The 19595-nt window shown below is 44.8% G+C and carries 13 protein-coding genes; all 13 read right to left on the bottom strand.

The window, feature by feature from the left end:
* Positions 1 to 21 precede the first annotated feature (21 nt).
* Positions 22 to 1203, bottom strand: coding sequence for a phosphoglycerate kinase (pgk, locus tag DV872_RS05335; RefSeq protein WP_114628824.1), 1182 nt, complete (start codon positions 1201 to 1203; stop codon positions 22 to 24).
* Positions 1204 to 1266: 63 nt separating this feature from the next.
* The gene (gap, locus tag DV872_RS05330; RefSeq protein WP_114628823.1) at positions 1267 to 2265 is read right to left on the bottom strand and encodes a type I glyceraldehyde-3-phosphate dehydrogenase; all 999 of its coding nucleotides are present in this window, start codon (positions 2263 to 2265) and stop codon (positions 1267 to 1269) included.
* 72 nt (positions 2266 to 2337) lie between these two features.
* The gene (locus tag DV872_RS05325) at positions 2338 to 4308 is read right to left on the bottom strand and encodes a tetratricopeptide repeat protein (protein ID WP_171832058.1); all 1971 of its coding nucleotides are present in this window, start codon (positions 4306 to 4308) and stop codon (positions 2338 to 2340) included.
* The gene (locus DV872_RS05320) at positions 4295 to 5080 is read right to left on the bottom strand and encodes a hemolysin family protein (RefSeq protein WP_370446649.1); all 786 of its coding nucleotides are present in this window, start codon (positions 5078 to 5080) and stop codon (positions 4295 to 4297) included. The genes DV872_RS05325 and DV872_RS05320 overlap by 14 nt, the downstream gene beginning before the upstream one ends.
* Positions 5081 to 5539 (bottom strand): rRNA maturation RNase YbeY, encoded by a 459-nt coding sequence (gene ybeY, locus DV872_RS05315; RefSeq protein WP_114628821.1) that lies wholly within the window; start codon positions 5537 to 5539, stop codon positions 5081 to 5083. It lies immediately after the preceding gene.
* Position 5540: 1 nt separating this feature from the next.
* Positions 5541 to 7730 (bottom strand): HD family phosphohydrolase, encoded by a 2190-nt coding sequence (locus DV872_RS05310; protein ID WP_114628820.1) that lies wholly within the window; start codon positions 7728 to 7730, stop codon positions 5541 to 5543.
* Positions 7708 to 8670 carry a PhoH family protein gene (locus DV872_RS05305; protein ID WP_230391429.1) on the bottom strand — a complete coding sequence of 321 codons (963 nt, stop codon included), beginning with the start codon at positions 8668 to 8670 and terminating at the stop codon, positions 7708 to 7710. Before DV872_RS05305 ends, DV872_RS05310 begins: the two co-directional genes overlap by 23 nt.
* Positions 8671 to 8734: 64 nt before the next feature.
* Positions 8735 to 12106, bottom strand: coding sequence for an LPS-assembly protein LptD (locus DV872_RS05300; RefSeq protein ID WP_114628819.1), 3372 nt, complete (start codon positions 12104 to 12106; stop codon positions 8735 to 8737).
* 2 nt (positions 12107 to 12108) lie between these two features.
* Positions 12109 to 14922 carry an excinuclease ABC subunit UvrA gene (gene uvrA / locus DV872_RS05295; RefSeq protein ID WP_114628818.1) on the bottom strand — a complete coding sequence of 938 codons (2814 nt, stop codon included), beginning with the start codon at positions 14920 to 14922 and terminating at the stop codon, positions 12109 to 12111.
* A 19-nt stretch (positions 14923 to 14941) separates the two neighbouring features.
* The gene (locus tag DV872_RS05290; protein WP_147283105.1) at positions 14942 to 16048 is read right to left on the bottom strand and encodes a tol-pal system YbgF family protein; all 1107 of its coding nucleotides are present in this window, start codon (positions 16046 to 16048) and stop codon (positions 14942 to 14944) included.
* A complete protein-coding gene (gene ispG, locus DV872_RS05285) occupies positions 15985 to 17046 on the bottom strand; it encodes a flavodoxin-dependent (E)-4-hydroxy-3-methylbut-2-enyl-diphosphate synthase (RefSeq protein WP_114628816.1) in 1062 nt (353 codons plus the stop codon). Before ispG ends, DV872_RS05290 begins: the two co-directional genes overlap by 64 nt.
* Positions 17047 to 17212: 166 nt before the next feature.
* Entirely contained in the window at positions 17213 to 17635 is a 423-nt protein-coding gene (locus tag DV872_RS05280) for a V-type ATP synthase subunit K (RefSeq protein WP_114628815.1), read from the bottom strand.
* A gap of 135 nt (positions 17636 to 17770) precedes the next feature.
* Positions 17771 to 19594, bottom strand: a complete 1824-nt coding sequence (locus DV872_RS05275; protein WP_114628814.1) for a V-type ATP synthase subunit I — start codon at positions 19592 to 19594, stop codon at positions 17771 to 17773.
* Between the last annotated feature and the right edge of the window lies 1 nt (position 19595).

Genomic DNA, 19595 nt, shown 5'->3' with positions numbered 1-19595 from the left:
AATAGACAGGGGCAATAGATATTATTTACGCAATGCGACTACACCTGGAAGGGCTTTTCCTTCCAGGTATTCCAGGGATGCTCCACCACCGGTGGATACATGGTCGATTTTATCGGCCAGTTTGAACTTGTTAACAGCCGCGACAGAGTCTCCTCCGCCCACAACAGTGGTTCCGGCACAGTTTGCAACAAATTCGGCAACTTCTGCTGTTCCCCTGGCAAACTTGTCAAACTCGAATACACCCATAGGTCCATTCCATACAACAGTTTTGGCTGATGCAATTCTGACTTTAATAGCTGCGATTGTCTTGGGTCCAATATCCATGGCCAGTTTTCCATCGGGAATATTAATTTCATCAATGGCTTCAGCATCTGCATTTTCATCAAATTTAGCTGCCACTACATGATCCATAGGAAGGATTACTTCAACACCGGCTTTTTCTGCATTTTCCAGGAAAGCCTTTGCAGTATCGATATAATCTTCTTCGAAGAGTGAGTTTCCGATTGTGTATCCCTGAACTTTCAAGAATGTGTATGCCATACCACCGCCGATAACGAAGGTGTTGCATTTATCAAGAAGGGAATCCAGAACTTCGATTTTAGAAGAAACCTTGGCACCACCGATGATGGCGACAAAGGGTTTTTCGGGAGCTTCAAGAACCTTATCGAAAAACAGACACTCTTTTTCCATAAGGAAACCGGCACAGGAAGGAAGATACTTTGTGATTCCTTCTGTAGAAGCATGTGCTCTATGAGCGGCACCAAAGGCATCGTTTACATAAACATCAGCCAGTTTAGCCAGCTGTGAGGCAAACTCGGGATCATTTTTCTTTTCGGCGTTGTGGTAACGTGTGTTTTCCAGAAGCAGAATTTCTCCGGGATTCATAGCTGCAACCATGGCTTCAACGTCACTGCCGATACAGTCAGAAGCAGTCTTTACTGTTACTCCTGTGATTTCAGCCAGGTGAGCTTCAAGCTGTTTCATGCTGAACTGGGGCTCTCTCTCTTCAGAGGGACGTCCAAGGTGACTCATAACAATCAGAGAAGTTCCTTCCTGCTCAAGAATATACTTGAGGGTAGGCAGGGCTCTCTGCATCCTGGTATCATCGGTGATTTTTCCCTCTTTCAGAGGAACATTGAAGTCTACACGGACAAGAACACGTTTGTTCTTCAGGTCCAGATCTTTAACTGTAACAACACTCATTCGGTACTCCTAATATATTCTTGATGGACCGCACCGGATGATGCCGCCTTTATTTAAAATTACTTATACAAGCTTCTGAGCTAAATCCACGACCCTGGTGGAATATCCCATCTCATTATCATACCAGGACAGAACCTTGAAGAATCCCTCTCCCATTTTCATGGTACATCCGGCATCAAAGATTGATGAATGGGGATTACCCTTGATATCCATTGAAACAATGGGATCTTCCGTATATTCCAGAATCCCTTCCAGAACACCCTCGGCAGCCTCCTTCATAGCCGCATTGAGCTCTTCAATACTACAGTCCTTTTCAAGCTGTACAGTCAGATCAACAATAGAACCTGTGGGTGTGGGAACTCTCATGGCACCACCGTTAAGCTTACCCTTAAGCTGGGGAATAACCTTGCCCACCGCTGTAGCCGCACCGGTAGAGGTGGGGATAATGTTCAGCCCCGCAGAACGGGAACGCCTGAGGTCGGGATGGGGAGTATCCAGAATAACCTGGTCATTGGTATAGGAATGAATAGTGGTCATCAGACCCTTTTCAATGCCGTAGAGATCATTTAATACCTTGGCTATTGGAGCCAGACAGTTTGTTGTACATGATGCATTAGAATATGCGTTGATTTCGGGGATGATTCTATCTTCATTCACACCCAGAACAACTGTTTCAATGTCGTCTTTGGCAGGAACAGTGAGAATAACCTTTTTAGCACCCGCTGCGATGTGGTCCATATAACCGCCCTCAGGACTGCTTGCCACCCGGAATATACCGGTGGATTCGATGGCTACATCAACACCCAGATCACTCCAGGGAAGTTCTGCAGGGTTTCTAATGGCGAAAATGGGGATTTCCTGACCGTCTACAACGATTTTATCATCAAGAGCTTTTACTTCTTTACTGTAGACACCGAAAGTGGAATCATATTTCAACAGGTGGGCAAGAGTCTTGGCGTCTGTCAGATCATTGATTCCGACAATCTCAATTCCTTCCCTCTCCATGGCTATTTTGAATACATTACGGCCGATGCGGCCAAATCCGTTGATTGCGATTTTCAAGGTTTTTGCCTCCTGAATTTGTTAAATTTTTACTGAATTCACTATAGACAAATCAGAGTGGCAGGTCAATAACTAGTAGAGCCTCAAAAGCTGAGATTTGAGCTCTTCATTCACCGGTGGCAATACTGTATCGGGGAGCTCCATCTCTTCTGTCAGAAGGTAGAGTTCATCCCCCGCATTGATCAGGTCAAAGGGAGAATTCCTGGAGACAGTTCCCAGTGAATATTCCTCCTGAAGATCATCCAGAACCACAGTACCCAGCAGATTGTCTGGAGTAAACTCCAGATAGGGAACCTCATCGGTCCAACGGCCTGTATCCTTTCTGAGGAGGATAAACTCACTCTCCTCTTCCAGGGCATCCATAGTTCCAAGATTAACCAGCACCTGATCTTCTTCAATTCCCATCAGATATCCTTTGACAGGCAAGGCATTGAGGATATCCCGGGCACTCTTGATCAAAACATCGCTAACCCGTCTGTTGCCTGAACGCAGCAGATGGAAGCGGAAAACTTCGCTGCCTGTTCTGGCCAGATGGATGGAGCAGCTCATTCTGATAGTCCTCTCGGTCTCTGTCATCTTGAGAATGATATAAAAATCACTGTTTCCCGAATGGCTCAGCCTGTAGGCCTCGGCGGGATCAGTGATAGTTTTTGTCATATTGATGTCGTAGTGAGGATCACTCATCATCTGGTCGGCAATAAAGCCTGTAAGAGCCTCTTCCATACCCCTATGAATCATGCTGCTGTTCTCTCTGTCAAAAAAAAGGGAGAGTGTTATGGGTGTATGGGAATGTGTCAGAGGACCATCCCAGGTATTCAGGAAAGATTCATCCTCAGTGCTCTCCAGCAGTTCCATTACCCTTAAAAAGCGTTCGTTATCGTAGCCTTCAAGCTTAAGGGCCGTCATCTCCTCACGGTAGCGGTTGGTATAAGCTAAAGAGTTCTGAATGGAAGCATAGAGCCACCAGCCGTCCAGATCCAGAGGAGAGAGGAGTCTGCCCAGTCTGTATTCGTCCATGGCCTTGTCGTACTGATAACTCTTCTGAAAATCTTTTGCCAGATTGAAGTGGTATTCCCCGGCTTTTATCCGTTCTTCATGTCCGATGGGATATTCATTTAAGAGTAGATATTCCATGGAGAGCCTGGACATCTCGTTCCCCGGATCGATGATATTGACTGTTCGAAAGCTTAAAAGAGCCTCTTCATAGCGGCCCAGGTCCATATAACTGCGTCCCAGCATATACCAGACAAGGGGATCTTCCTGTCGGCTGCGCACCGCTACAGTAAAAGCAGTGACGGCCTCTTCGTTTCTACCCATTCTGTTATAGATTGTCCCTAAAAGTATGGGAATAGTGTCGTTATCGGGCTCCAGAGCCCTCCATTTTATTGCCAGTGCTTCCGCCCTGCTCCACTCTTCACTTCTGTCATAATGACGGATGGCAAAGTCCAGAACGACAGGGTCCTGTGGATAGTGTTCAAGGGCGGAGTTCAGATAATAGAGGGAGCGTGTGCTGTCCCCTGAGTCTTCATGGAGTAATGAGAGTGATAAAAGAGCTCTTCTACTGTCAGGGTTAATGGTCAGGCTCCGTTCAAAGAGACCAGTACCTTCAGAGTAGTTACCCCTGAAAACTGCTATCTCGGCCTTACCGTAGGCGGCTTCCGCATTATTGGGTTCCATGGCCAATGCTTTCTGAAACTGGGACTCGGCATCTTCCATCCGGTTCATCCCCAGATAAATCCGACCGATCAGAGTCAGCAGGTCTACCCTGCTGTCGGCACCTTTCAGGGCTGCTTCTGCATGGTACAGGGCTTCGGCATATTCCTGAAGGAGGAAATAGGCTTCCGCCATCCCCTTACGGGCATCCACATAGGCAGAATTTACAGCCAGTGCCTTTTTAAACAGATCCAGGGAGGAATAATAGTCTCCCGATCGTAAGGCGTGGCGTCCATCCTCATAGAGTTCCAGAGGAGACTGCTGTGCCGTCAGAAGAAAAACTGAGAAGAAAAACACAGCTGTCAGTAAATATCTTTTATTTTTCTGCATCATCCCTGAACATTATTTTAACAGTTTTTATTTTGTGACCATCCATACTCTGAATTATGAAGTCCAGATTACTGTAGCTTACTTTTTCGAATCTTACGGGTATCTTACCGAACAGGTCAAATACAAATCCGCCGAAGGTATCGAATTTTTCTTCGGGAAGCTTGAAATTCAGCTTCTCGTTGAGATCTTCAATATTGAGTCTGGCGTCGCAGAGGTAGGTTCCGTCTCCAATCTCCAGAAGATCATCATCCTCATTGTCAAACTCATCCTGTATGTCTCCTACTATCTCTTCAATAATATCTTCCATACAGACAATACCAGAAACACCACCATACTCGTCTACAACAATGGCGATATGAACTCTTCTGTGTTTGAATTCCTTCAAAAGAGCGTCGAGCTTCATGCTCTCCGGGACAAAATAGGCTTTTCTCATCAGCTCGCGGATAACAATACTCTTCTTTCTGACAAGAAGGCTCAAAAGATCTTTTACATAGAGAACACCCACAACATTGTCGATGGTATCTTCATAAACAGGAAAGCGGGAGTGTCCCGACTCCATGAGGATGTCATAGAGTTCCTCTTCCTCAATATCGGCAGGTATAAAAACTACATCGATACGGGGAATAATAACTTCCTTGATTTTTGTATCTGAAAGCTCCACGACTCCTTTGATCATACCTTTTTCAACCACATTAAGGTCGGTAAGGGCTTCATGATTCACGATGGAGGAGCGATTATCTTTTTTCTTAAACAGAGATTTGAATGTTCTCACCTAAAAAACCTTGAACTCCGCTGTCTTTTCCAGAAGATTCTCCTGGTACTGCAGCATTTTCTCTTCAGGTTCTCTTGTCTCATGGGTCATGCCCTTGAGGTGTAGTATTCCATGAATGGTAACACGTTTGAGTTCTTCCTCCAGGGGAACAGAGTAAAGCTCTGCATTACGCTCGAGGGTATCCATGGAGACTATAATATCTCCAGCGCTCAGCTGCTGACCCGGAAAGCTCATAATCTCGTCTCCCTCATTCTGACAGAATGAGAGAACATCTGTTGCTTCATCTTTATCCCTGTAGGTAGCGTTTAATTCTTTTATATAAGCATCATGACAGAGAGTCAATGAAATTTCCCATTCTGTCAGATCCTCGAGGGTCAGTACGGCCTGAACAAATGCACTGTAATTTTCCAGCCAGCCCGGTTCCTCTTCCAGACGCGATATTATATCAATTTCTGTCATTCTATTTCCTTTCTTCCCTGTCTGGATACTCTATTCTAGTATGATAATGCCCTGTCAGTACATGAACAAATGAAGATTTCACTGTTTCCAGTTCCTGCAGAGTCATTCCGCACTCGTTCAGCTCACCGTCTTTAAATCTGACCATGATCAGATCCCAGAGATATTTCTCCAGTTTGTTTACAGTAGGTTTCTGCATACTGCGGGTTGCGGCCTCAGCCATATCCGCCAGCATAACAACCGCCGCCTCCTTGCTCTGAGGACGGGGGCCGCTGTGGGAATAAGCCTCAAGGGGTACATTCTCAACCCCTTTCTCTTTCACCGCCTGCTGGTAAAAATACTCAATGACACTGGTACCGTGATGCTGGGCGATAATGTCGATGACTCCCTCAGGAAGGTTCAAGTTCCGGGCCATCTCAATACCGATTTTAACATGAGATTTGATGACTGCAACCGATAAAGTTGTTTTCATATCATCATGTTTATTATATTCCTTCTGATTTTCACTGAAATACTTGGCCTGATCGATCTTACCTATATCGTGATAGTAAGCACCAACCCTTGCCAGAAGCGCATTGGCACCGATATTCCGGCAGCCCGTCTCGGCCATATTGGCTACGTTAACGGAGTGGGAATAGGTTCCCGGTGCCAGAGCCAGCATTCTCTTGATAATGGGTGCATTCAGATCTGACAGCTCCTGCAGCCGAAATGTGGTACAGGGATTAAGAATATGTTCAAAAAGAGGAAGAATTGTAAGAGATAAGAATCCACTTAAGATTCCATTGATACCGGCCAATACAACTGCAAAAAGCATTACTTTCAATGAGAGAGGCAGAACCATCATCATCAGCATGGCCAGAGCCATCTGTGACAGCGCAAGAAATACGCCGCCCTTGATCAGGTCTATTCTCTTTTCGGCTCCCTCAATCACAAGACAGGAGGCCAGACCGCTGAAAAGGGTCATATACATAGCCTGTGAATTAAAATTCAATACAAAAAAAACAAAAACCGACTGCACCATGGCAAAAACGATAGTCTCCCTCCTGTTACGCAACAGAGAGAGAAGTATACAGACCAGTCCGGTGGGCATAAAAAGAACCGCGGGAACGCCTCCTGGTACCGAAAGAAAACGGAAGATCAGAAGGGTCGACACCAGATGAAACCAGGAGAGGGAAAACAGAAGATTAGGATTCACAAGAAGCCCTGCAGTCCCCGGAAAGGCGATAAGCAGCACTAGAAGGAAAACAAACACCAGAAATGTATAGAAAAAGGGCGCTACCAGGTTCTGAAGACTGAAACGTCCCTTCAAATCCAGATAGGCATTGAGCTTTTCCATCTCGAATGCTGTCATCACGGTGTCTTTAGAAAGGAGTTTATCTCCCGAATCCAGATGAATCCATACAGGGGTCATAGTTTTCATGACCTCCTGCTGCTTCAGATCTGTCAGATCAGCAGAGAAAAAACAGTTGGGTTCCAGAAAGTAGTAGACAATCATCTCGATAAACTTGGCCTCACCGCTTGAGAACTCAAACTTGTCGAGTCGTGAACGGGCTTTTTCCTGCCAGTTATCGATAAGAATACTGTTCTCCACCATCTGTGTTGACTTTTCACCGGAATCTGAGTGGACAATATCGATTAAACCGGTTGCCCCTGAGCGGCTCTCATTGAGATGACTGATAAGACCACCTGTAAGGATTTCCTCAATGACAGCTCTGGCTCCGTTTAGCATCAGGTTAACCCTGACTGGATCTATATTCTGAAGATGATTCAGATACTGGATACCGGGATAATGGCTCTCCATGGACTCCAGGATTGCCCTGTAGTTCCCTTCATCCTCATCAATTTTGGTCAGCTTGCTGTAAAATTCGTCATAACTGCTCAAAATCCGCAGAGAGATATCATCTTTAACGACATAAACCGGCAGGATAAGTTCCATTGCCAGCTTCATCTTTTTCTCACTGGCTTCCTGATTTATAAATGTCAGTGATTTACTGAGAAGAACTTCCTCTTCCACAACGTCTCCAACCTTGTAGCCGTAAAAGGTCTCTCTTAAAAAGATCTTGTCAAACTGGGTCAGGAGTAAAATTGTGACAACAAATAAACTGTAAAATAAGATAAGCCGTCTGCGATTGACGGTTTTGTTGTCTTTGAGTAAGGGATGTTCGAGAAAATTAACTCGTATGTTCCTGTTCATAAGCCTCTAATATTTTTGATACGAGATGATGCCTTACGACATCTCCCCGCTTGAATGATGAAAAGCCTATACCTTCCACATCCTTAAGCAGTCGCTCTGCCTCAAGCAGACCGGATTTTTCTTTATTAGGAAGATCTATCTGTGTCAGATCTCCCGTAATAATAGCACGGGAGCCCACACCCATCCGGGTGAGAAACATTTTCATCTGTTCCCGTGTAGTATTCTGTGCTTCATCAAGCACTATAATACAATTTTTCAAACTTCGCCCCCTCATATAGGCAAGGGGGGATATTTCATAAAGGTTCATCTCCTGCATTTTTTGAAAAGCCGATGCGGTCAAAAGTTCTTCCATGGCGTCAAACAGAGGTTTGAGGTAGGGATCTAGCTTCTGAGTCAGATCTCCGGGAAGAAAGCCAAGACTCTCTCCTGCTTCTACTACAGGACGTGAAAGAATCAGTTTTCTATAACGTCTGTTAAGAATTTCATTCAGGGCAAAAGCGACTGCAAGAAAAGTCTTTCCCGTACCTGCAGGTCCGATACCAAAACTGAGATCGTGAGACTGCATCTGAGAAAGATAACGTGCCTGATTAAGATTTCTGGCTCTGATTCTACCGCTGCCTCCGGGTATATTCAGCTCATTTTCCAGAAAATCCATGCTTCCCATACTGCTCTGTTCATCACCATAAGCCTGAAACAGAGTATCTATCATATAGGCATCAGGAATACGGTTTCTTTTTACAGAAAAAAGAAGGTCATTGAGAATAGATTCAAATATGTGGTATATTTTCCCGTTATCTGATGAAAGATGAATCTCGTTACCCCGGGTATAAATCTTAGATCCGAGCAGGCTTTCAAGCTGCTTCAGGTTGCGGTCATTTGCGCCGCAGACTTTCCCAAGAGTATCCGGATCTTCAATGACGATCATTTCTGTTTTTATCAATTAGAATCCTTAATAGCGAACATTCTAACGCCTGAACACAGCCATAGTCAAGAACTTGATGCCATCAGCGATTATCCACGGTCCAGTCTTCACCCTTTCTCTGTACCAGTGATTTGATCTGGGGTATGGGATTCCAGACCACAGCAATAGAAAATTCAGAGTACCAATCATAGGATTTATCCTCCAGTTTGGGAGAACCTGAATAGAGGAAAGTCAAGTCCCAGTCTCTCAGATGATGAACAAGTTCAAGATTGATGCTGTCCAAATTGAAGTTAGAGTCATAACGGTCCTGCTGATCCTTACTGAAGAAGTTCAGGGACTTAAACATATCTTCCCAAAAGCTGTAGTTCTCATCTATTCCCAGTTTGTTCCTGTACTGTTCAAAGTAGAGATACATATTCTTGTTTTTTGAACTCATTGTGAATTTAAAATCAAGAAATTCATGGATATGGTAATTGAATCCCCAGCCTAAACTGAGTGAATTATCATTGAACTGCTGTAGATTGGTGGTCCATCCAATATCCAGATTGGTGGTGAAGCGCATCCTTTTTTTCCAGAAAGTCCAGTCTGTTAGATCATACTTATACCCCGCACTGAGCTTGGAGGGAATGAAGGCATCATCACCGGCAATCCAGCTGTGATTTTCCTTGTCCCAGGTATAGGGAGTTGTATACTCGTGGGTGTAACTTGAGTACAGACCGAAGACTGAGACAGATGAGATACTTTTTGTAAGTTCCTTCTCTTCGATATCGTACTCAAGAGACTGATTAATTGAAATTTTATCCATAGGTTTATAGGAAGAAGTAAAGATAAAGGGCTGAAATGTCCAGACTTCTCCATCCCAGTCCGGATTATCCTCTTGTTTCTCTTCTCTGATAGATGTCTGGCTTACGGAAGTTCTCCATTTGAACACATCATATCCCAGGGTATTTGTATAGGTCTCCCTCCGGTCCAGGGGGGGCAGATTGAAATTGGAATCGCTGGAAGCGAAGATATAATTCCCGGTATATTTCAGAATGGCACCGACTTTATGCTGATTGATGGTATCTTCATCCCATTCAGCCCATACCTCGTCATAAACAGGGTCTCCCCCTTCTTCATAGGACTCAAAAGTTTTTTTATAGAGCTGATTATCCAGATTATATGTGAAATTGCTTGCCCCGAATACCTTGTTGAACTTTAATGGATAGACCGTTGACTTGAAGGTGTTATTCCAGTCGATGGACCTGGCCCGGTAGTCGCTCAATTTCTGGTCATAATCCACATCACTGTCATCCAGACCGAATACCTTAAGATGATTCCTGTAGTTATTTGTATAGGAGTTGTTGTTCACCAGCTGAATACGGCTATCCAAAAAATTGTTATCTATAACAGTGGTAAGTCTATTGTTGTTCAGAAAATAGGACTCTTCCATCTTAAAGTTGATATGACCAGGCTCTGTCCACTCCGCGTGGTCTGTAAATCCTTCAATATTGAAATCCGTCTTAAAATTATAACTGAAGCTTCCGCTGTAAAACTGGGGTATGGTGCTGGTAAAAAGAGCAGACCAGGGAACAGCCGGGAGAAGGCCCCTCTCCTCTTCGCCGCTGCTCTCTTCATCTCCGTCCTCATTCTGATCCCAGGGAGGAGAGAGGGTCTCACGCTCTTCATCCTCTTCTTCATCTGTAACATCACGATTCCAGCCCCAGCCCTCTTTACTTGAATAGGAAACCGGTTTACCCGAAAGAGTGATTGAACCATAGGGTAAGTTCAGTTTTTCAGGATAGAAAAAGACCCGAGAAGGAGATAGTTCACTCTCAACCGCCTCATTATCTCTTCGATTCCACTCCATATTCATCCTCACAGGAGAAATAGCGATGGAATCAACAAAAGGTTTCATAAACTCAGGCTGAAAGGTTCTTGAATAGGAGATAACCCAGTCCATGTCAGTTACTGTCTCGGGGATTCTGTCTTCACTGTCATCCGCGGTGAGAATATTGTTCAGCCAGTCAAAGTTCTCTTCTCGATCCAGAAAATCTTCATTAAAATAGGGGTCCGAGTAAAAGCTTAAATCTCCGCTGAAATCTCCCGCTGTAAATGTCAGGTCACTTCCCCAGCGGAAAGGCAGGTCAGTATCACCAATGATGGTGCTGTTCCACTCAGGCTCATAATTACCTGAGTCATCTTCAAAATAGATGTTTTCATTACCGTCTATATTACGGCTGACCCCTAATCCGCTGTTAAAATCCACCTTTTTAAGCAGACCATGATTTGCAAAACTACCGCTCAGGCCGGTAAAAGCCCCCAGCTTGCCATACCAGTCGGCCATAAACTTAAGATAGTCTTCATTGACGGGATCTTTAGACAGATTCTCTTCCTTGAATAAATACAGCCCTTCCCTCACCAGGATATAATTGTCGGAACTACCTCCTAAATTGAAAAAAGAGGAGTCATCATCATCAGACTTAACCTTCTGACCCATAAGATAAGTTGTAGTCTGCAGGAATGTTCCTTTACGGGTCTTCTGTCCAATCACCGGGTTAAAAATCAGCTCGTTACCAGGTTTAAAATAGAAGGGAATATACAGAAGCGGTACGTGTCCCACATAGAGAACTCCGCTGAGGATTCCCCACTCCTGGGGCCCCAAAAGCCACAGTTTTTTTGCCTTCAGATGAAAATCCGGATCTTCCCGGTCCTGAGTCTTGATCAGGCCGTCATCCAGAATAAAGATACCGCCCTTCCCTGATTTTTTTAATATGTTTCCATTGAAATAGAAGGTCTGGCTCTCGCCTTCCACTTCCTCATCCCTCAAGGATGTTCCCTTGAAGATAAGTCCGCTCCATGAACTCACCGAAAAGTCCAGACTGTCGCCGTAGAAAATATCCTTTGAATCAGAACTGATAAGAGTATATTCCAGATTACCCCGGGCAGTAATAACCTGCTCAGTCTGGTTAAAGATAAGCTCTTCTGCCTTGATTATATGTGTACGGGGGTTTGAGCCGCTCTCGACCATCTCCACTTCCACATCACCCTTGAGTACGATCATCTGCTGATCATTTTCCTCGACAGTAAAGTAGTCGGTATTATAAGCAGATTTGACTGTAATGATTGAGACATTGGAATCTTCAGATCGTTTCTTTGAGGGGCTCAGACTGTAGTGTTGGAAAAGGGATTTTTTGAGGGAGGCTGAATCACCGCCGTCACTCAGATCCAGGCTGCGACACCAGGCCACAAGTTCGTAGTATGAGGCTGTTTCGATGTCTTTGATCATCGTCTTTTCATAGAGGCTGAGTTCAGGTTGAGCCTCAGGTTGAGCCTCAGGTTGAGCCTCAGGTTGAGCCTCAGGTTCGCCCTCGGCTTCAGACAAAGGGGCGTCTTCCCCGATCTCCTGAGAGAACACCGGTGTCAGGAGATAAAAGAGGAGTAGAAATGCTGCAGTTCTCTGATATTTTTTCATGCTCAGGGGAGAAGTTCTTTCAAAAACCTTCCTGTATATGATTTCTTACAGCGGGCAACTTCCTCAGGTGTGCCGGCGGCAACAAGATGACCTCCCTTATCCCCTCCTTCGGGCCCCAGATCAATAACATGGTCCGAGACTTTTATAACATCAAGATTATGTTCAATCATGCAGATTGTATTTTTTTTCTCAACCAGGGTCTGTAAAACATCCAGCAGCTGCTTAACATCTGCAAAATGAAGACCTGTTGTGGGCTCGTCTATGATATAGAAGGTCTTTCCTGTCTGTCGCTTTGAGAGCTCCAGAGACAGTTTAACACGCTGGGCTTCTCCACCCGAAAGAGTCAGAGCAGACTGTCCCAGTTTTATGTATCCCAGTCCTACTGACAGCAGGGTTCTGCACTTATGTGCGATGGTTGGAATGGGAGAGAAAAATTCAACCGCTTCATCGATGGGCATATCCAGTACATCATGAATATTTTTTCCCTTATAGCGTATTTCCAGGGTTTCCCTGTTGAATCTCTTACCCTTGCAAACATCACAGGTGACATATACATCAGGGAGAAAGTGCATTTCAATTTTCTGTGTACCCGCACCCTGACAGTTCTCACAGCGTCCACCCTTCACATTGAAGGAGAAACGGCCCGGCTTATATCCTCTTGCCTTGGAATCGGGTAGTGAGGAGAATAGATCCCTGATGGGTGTAAACAATCCTATATAGGTGGCCGGGTTTGAACGGGGAGTCCGGCCGATGGCACTCTGATCTATACAGATGACCTTATCAATCTCATCCATCCCTTCAATACTTGTACACTCACCTACTCTCTTTTTAGATTTGTTGAGATGGTTACTCAGACCGGGATACAAAATATCCGTAAGGAATGTGGATTTACCGGAACCTGAAACACCTGTGATAACTGTCATGGTTCCAAGAGGAATGCTGAGATCCAGGTTTTTCAGGTTATGTTCGGTACAGCCTTTGACATGGATAAATTTACCTGTACCTTTGCGGCGCTCTCCGGGTGCATCAATGGTGATTGCTCCGCTCAAAAAAAGGCCTGTCGGGCTGTTCGGGTTTTTCATAATCTCTTCCACGGTTCCCTCGGCGACTATCCGCCCACCGTGGATTCCAGCTCCGGGACCGATATCTACAATATAGTCGGCGGTCTTCAGGGTCTGCTCATCATGCTCGACAACGATCAGAGTATTTCCGATATCCCGCAGATGTTTGAGAGTATTGATAAGGCGTTCATTGTCCCTCTGATGAAGTCCGATTGTGGGTTCATCCAGAATATAGAGAACACCAACCAGTGAAGATCCGATCTGAGTAGCCAGGCGTATTCTCTGAGCTTCACCTCCAGACAGGGTGGCGGCTTCACGATGAAGGGTCAGATACTCGAGTCCAACGCTTTCGAGAAAGCTCAGACGATCCTTGATCTCTTTCATGATCTGCTTTGCGATATGGGTCTCGGTCTCGTTGAGTTTCAGATTTTTAAAAAATGAACTACAGTCCTTGATGGAAAGATTAGTAAGCTCATGGATATTCTTTTTATGGACAAGAACATGAAGAGCTTCACTTTTAAGCCTTTTACCACCACAGCTGTGGCAGGTTTTTTTTTCCATATACTCTTCGATCCAGGTTTTCATTGAATCGGAACTGCTCTCTCTATACCGGCGTTTCAGGTCATCAATAATTCCCTTGTACTGGGATTTATATTCAAAACGGCCGGTTCCTTCTTTATTTTCATAAAGCACTTCCATGGGATCATCCGAACCATAGAGCATAATATCAAGGATTTTGGGCTCCAGATCCTCCAGGGGAGTATCCAGTGAAAAATCGTAGAACTTTGCCATGGCTTCAAACCAGCTGCGATGCCAGTTTGCCTTGGGATTATAAGGAGCCACTCCGTGTTTATTGAACGAGAGGCTCAGGTCGGGAAATATCTTGTCTCTGGAGAATTCAAGAGTCTGTCCCAGACCGGAACAGTCTGGACAGGCTCCGAAGGGGTTATTGAAACTGAAGAGTCTGGGCTGCAGTTCAGGCATACTGAATCCACAGCTGGGACAGGAGTTTTTCTCAGAAAAGAACTGTTCTGTTTCTTCCCCTTTGTCCTGTATTATCACCTGTCCTTCAGACAGAGTAAGGGCCGTCTCAATAGACTGAGTCAGGCGTGAGATAGTCTCGTCACTCAGCTTCACCCTGTCTACAACAACTTCAATGGAGTGTTTCTTATTCTTTTCCAGTTTTATTTCATCTTCCAGGGATAGGATTTCCCCATCCACTCTGACGCGGACAAAACCGGATTTCAATGCATCTTCAAAGATCTTTTTATGCTCGCCCTTTTTACCCCTGACCAGAGGGGAGAGAATAACAAGCTTACAACCCTCCTCCTTGGAGCGGACGGCATCGATGATCTGATCTACAGACTGCTCTTTGATCTCCACACCGCATTCAGGACAGTAAGGAACTCCCACCCTTGCGAAAAGAAGTCTGAGATAGTCATATATTTCGGTAATGGTTCCCACCGTTGACCGGGGGTTCTTATGGGTTGTTTTCTGTTCTATGGAAATGGCAGGAGAGAGTCCCTCGATGTAATCCACATCGGGTTTTTCCATTCTGCCTAAAAACTGACGGGCATATGCCGACAGAGATTCCACATAGCGTCTCTGTCCTTCGGCAAATATTGTATCAAACGCAAGAGACGATTTACCACTTCCGCTAAGCCCCGAAATGACAATAAAACTGTCCCTGGGGAGTTCCAGGTTTATATTTTTAAGGTTGTGTTCCCTGGCACCTTTAATTATCAGATTCTTCATGAAGGTACTATACTCCTGTTCAGTACTTTAAGTAAGGGGTTTCCATTTCCGGATTGTCAAGTTTACCCTCCGCAAGTTTCTTCCAGGAACTTTGATTCCGGCTCATGTCGAGAATGGCCCACAGCTTGTCAGCGGATTCCCCGAAACCCTCTCTATAGAGAGCCTCAGCTAGAAAGTACATCGAACTATAGAGAGCATCCATATCCAGAAAGCTCTGATTATGGTACTCAATCTTCAACAGTGTATAGGCAGATGGAGTCATTGAAAAGTGCGGATAGCGATTTTTGATTATAGTCTCGGCCTTTTTTATATCGTCCTCGATACTGATGGGCTCCAGACTCTTGAAATCTCTTGTAAATTGAAAATCTACTCCACTTTCAGAACAGAAATCCTCATAAGATGAAATCAGAAATTCCTTGTCTGCCTCCCAGGCCTCATCCATATCAACAGGAAAGGAAAAATCAGGATACTTGTTGATTAGGGACTCTATCCCTGCGGTAAATACCGTCAACAGGGGGTAGAGATTTTTGATCAGTGAGCTTTTCCACAGCTCTTCACTGTTATAGAAGCGTCCCAGCCGGCTGCTTGCTTCTAGGGAGTATGTCAGTTTGAGTCTGTAGAGTAGAAGTAGTTTATCCAGACCTTCGGTCTTGAGAACCTGAACATAACTGTGTTCCCGGCGGATAATTTCGGTATTACGTTTCATTTCATCATCAAAAATAGTGAGGAGGATCTGTTCGTAGCTGTCAAACTCTTTTTCATTGAGGTAGATCTCGGAGAGACTGTAATAGATATCCCATTTTGTTTCTGGGATATAGAGAAACCGGGCATCCTCAAGAGCTTCCTCATAGCGTCTGCTGGCCAGAAGATAGTCACCTTCGGCCTGATAGATCTTTCCCACCCAGTAAATGGCTTCTGGAGTAAGGACGCCATCACCTGCAGAGAGATTGATCATCTCAAGAGCTGAGCTCAGATCTCCCTGTTCATATAGGTATTTCCCTTTTTCAAATAATATCCAGCCCGGAAGGCTTTCACTGCTCTGTGCGGAGACAGAAGCTGTTATCAGGAGGAGTAATCCCGCCGCAACTGCTCTAATTCTTCCAGAAATGCTTTTTTTGCAGAACAAATTTCTTCCCTCCGTATGATCTCACCCTGCTTGAATATAAGAACCTGATTACCATTACCCGTAATTCCCAGATCAGCATGTCTGGCTTCCCCGGGTCCGTTGACAGAACATCCCATCACGGCGACTGTCGCCTCCAGAGGAATTGTATTCAGCTCCTCCTTCACCGATTCCAGAAATGCGTGGGTATCAAAGGATGTACGGCCGCATTTGGGGCAGCCTACAATCCGAATCTGTCCACCCCGGAGCCCCAGGTTTGAAAGAAGCTCACGGGCTGCCAGAATTTCATATTCAGGATTGTCCGAGATGGAGATTCTGACAGTCTCTCCTATCCCTTCTTTCAGCAGGTCCGTAAGACCGATCGTTGACTTGACAATGGCCGGGATCAGGGGTCCTGCTTCGGTAATCCCCAGATGCAGGGGGTAATCATGCCTTTTCCTGAATTCCTTATTGGAAAGGTATGTCACTTCTATATCGGAAGATTTAAGGGATATAACAATATCCTTAAATCCTTTCTGTTCAAAGATTTCAAGATTTTCTTCAGCAGCCTGAATAAGACGGTTGCTTCTGGCGACGGGAGACCAGTCTCCATCTCCCTTCAAAGAACCTTCGTTGGCACCTATTCTGATGACTGTTCCATGGTGAGCGGCAGCGGCAATAACCTCTTCCACTTTCCAGGATTCACCAATGTTACCCGGATTGATTCTTATCTTGTGAAACCCTGCCTCAATGGCTTTTAAAGCAATTTTATAATCAAAGTGGATATCACCCACCAAAGGCATTTCAACCTGTTTCAAGAGAGGAGATAAAGCATCTACTGAGCTCAGATTTGGTAGTGCGAAGCGGATTATATCGCAACCCTTCTTCCCAAAGTTGTTGATTGTTGAAACAAGCTCCGGCGTGACGGCCTCAACGGGCTTGTCCCACATAGTCTGAATACTAACAGGAGCATCACCTCCCATCTCTACCGAGCCGACAAGTACTTTTCTTGATGTTGACATACGGCTTCCCCCTCAGATCATCTTAAGATCATTATAATTTCAACTCATTATAGTGGATATGGACAGAAGTAAGAAGCTTTTTCTTTATAGCTGATTCAAAAATTCAGAATCAAAAAAAGGCTCTCCCGAAGGAGAGCCTTATCATTTAAGATAATAAGGGTTCTGCTTAGAGAGCACCCATCAGGAATACCATGGCAAACAGAGCAACCGTTTCAATTACACCAAGTACCATCAGGTAGTTAACAAAACCTTTTCCGGTTTCACCCATGGCGTCAGCAGCACCGGCTCCGGCTTTTCCCTGTGCGTATGCAGAAGCACCCATGGCCAGTCCACCGAAAATACCCATTCCCAGAAGTTTGTAACCAGTAGCATCAGAAGCGAGCATCTGGTTCATCAGGATGAAACCGTAGATGGTCTGAGTCAGAGGTGCACCAACAAATGCAATCAGAAGAAAGGGTGCAGGCTTGTTAGCAGCAAAACACTTTTTCCATGCACCGATAGCAGCCTGTCCAGCAAATCCGGCTCCGAAAGCAGATCCAAATCCAGCTAATCCCAACGCAGCAGCAAAACCAATCATTCCAATATCCATACTATTCTCCTATAGTACCGGAACTGATTTGCAGTCCCGGTTTGTTTCCTAGCTTAGGCCTAAGGGCCACTACAAAACTATTCAAATTTATTTTTAGTAACTATAATCTACCGGCGCAATAACATTGCCCCGGAGTTATTCCTGAACTTTTTTAAAGGGTTCATATTTGAAACCAGACCATTCCATATCCAAATGGCCTGAATATTCCAGCATATTGAGCCTTACACCATGTACAATCAGTGAAAGTGCTCCCATTACAATATTCAATGAATGTCCCAGCAGAAGGATTAAAGCTCCTCCGACCATGGCCACTCCAGGTTCCTGCATCATCGGTGCTGCCATGGCATTGAAGCTGATTGCGATAGCCAGAGATGCCAGACCTACGGCGAAGAGTCTGATGTAGGAAATAATGTCCGACAGCAGACTGATAGAGTCAAGAAACAATTGAAACAAACCAATTGGATTCAATCCTCTCAGGACACCTTTGAAGAAATTCACACCCTTCTCCTGCTGTCCGAACACAATTACAGCGATAAGACCGCCGCCAATCATCTTCATAGCATAGGGAGGAATGGGGCTGATACCCAATACAAGAAAAAGTACTATGTGATATATACCAAGCAGCATTGATAACCAACCCAGCTGTTCAAAAGCAACAACTGAAGGCATTTTAAAAACAAAGTTTTTAAACCTTGCGATACAAAGCTGTACGGTTGCAATTACAAAACACATATACTTGATAGTATTACCACTATCTAAATCTGCACTGAATAATTCCGGAAATGCCGCTATCTGAGGGATAACAAGACCTTTCAGAGGTTCCCAGTTTCCAAGAGTCTGCGAACCGAACCAGTTTCCAGTCAATAGACCCCATGCAATAGCACCGAAACTGAGAAGATACATCAGATTAAACCCGGGACCGCCCTTCTTTGACTTTAATCTGACAAAGATTGCAATCAGCAGAAAGAGAGTTCCGTAACCCGCATCTCCAATAATCATAGCGAAAAACAGAGTAAATGAGATCAGAAAGTCAAGACTGATATCCATTTCCCTGTATCCCGGAAGTACATCCAGGATATCAAACAGAGGCTTGATTGTTGTTATAAACCTGTTGTTTTCAACAAGTGAGGGAACAATGTCTTCCTCGGTTGGTTCGCTTAAAATCACAGCCCAGCCGTTTTCAGCTGCCAGTGATTTGATGGCATCTCCATCTCTGCCGGGTATAAATCCAATGAAATAGACCAGAGACTCTTCAAACCCCAGGCCTGAACGTAAGCTTTCGTATTGAATATCCTGCCCCAGAACGGTCATCCTCTTTTCAAGGAGTTCCCTTCGGGGAGCCAGAGCCAGAAGCTGTTCTTCTATCTCAACAATTCTTTTTTCTTCGGCCTGATCCTGCTGTTTAAGTTCGGATATTCCGAATTCCGGCAGCTGAACAGCCTCAATTTCGGGTAGTTTTTCATCAGCTGTGACAGCAACAATACCGAACACAGCCGATTTTGTTGTTGAAACTGTATATGTCCTGGAGGATTCAGACATTTTTGCCCAATCCTGTTTAGACATCTCATAAAAACGTAGATCCACACCACGGCTTCTTAAAATAGAGACTTCTGAGGGGTCAAAATCTCCCCAGGGCTCCCATTTAACAAGATCTGAAGTGATGGAATTCCGTTTATCTTCGGCATCTTTCCTGGCATCCAGTTTTTCAAGAACCTCGGTGACCAGTGCATCGGCTGCTTCGGCGGAATAGCTCTCATCCTGAACTTTGACCTTGGGATCAAGCATCATATGTGCTTTTTCCATCCGGTCGTATGCAGAATTGAGTGTAGACAGAGCATCACTGCTGCCTGAAAAATCCTGCTTCAGATGTACTGCACCTGCTTTTCGAATTTTTTTCAGAGCGCTGTCTTTTTCCGCATCAAGAAAGATAAAAGAGGCCTTTTTCATTTTTACTATCATG

Source organism: Oceanispirochaeta sp. M1 (assembly GCF_003346715.1).
Classification (GTDB): domain Bacteria; phylum Spirochaetota; class Spirochaetia; order DSM-2461; family DSM-2461; genus Oceanispirochaeta.
The sequence above is the reverse complement of the archived record's forward strand: the minus strand, read 5'-3'. Positions and strand labels throughout refer to the sequence as shown.

Coding starts and splice junctions, on each gene's coding strand:
- DV872_RS05275 (WP_114628814.1), bottom strand. CDS start 19,594: ATGATAGTAAAAATGAAAAAGGCCTCTTTTATCTTTCTTGATGCGGAA.
- DV872_RS05325 (WP_171832058.1), bottom strand. CDS start 4,308: ATGCAGAAAAATAAAAGATATTTACTGACAGCTGTGTTTTTCTTCTCA.
- ybeY (WP_114628821.1), bottom strand. CDS start 5,539: ATGACAGAAATTGATATAATATCGCGTCTGGAAGAGGAACCGGGCTGG.
- uvrA (WP_114628818.1), bottom strand. CDS start 14,922: ATGAAGAATCTGATAATTAAAGGTGCCAGGGAACACAACCTTAAAAAT.
- ispG (WP_114628816.1), bottom strand. CDS start 17,046: ATGTCAACATCAAGAAAAGTACTTGTCGGCTCGGTAGAGATGGGAGGT.
- pgk (WP_114628824.1), bottom strand. CDS start 1,203: ATGAGTGTTGTTACAGTTAAAGATCTGGACCTGAAGAACAAACGTGTT.
- DV872_RS05300 (WP_114628819.1), bottom strand. CDS start 12,106: ATGAAAAAATATCAGAGAACTGCAGCATTTCTACTCCTCTTTTATCTC.
- DV872_RS05280 (WP_114628815.1), bottom strand. CDS start 17,635: ATGGATATTGGAATGATTGGTTTTGCTGCTGCGTTGGGATTAGCTGGA.
- DV872_RS05310 (WP_114628820.1), bottom strand. CDS start 7,730: ATGAACAGGAACATACGAGTTAATTTTCTCGAACATCCCTTACTCAAA.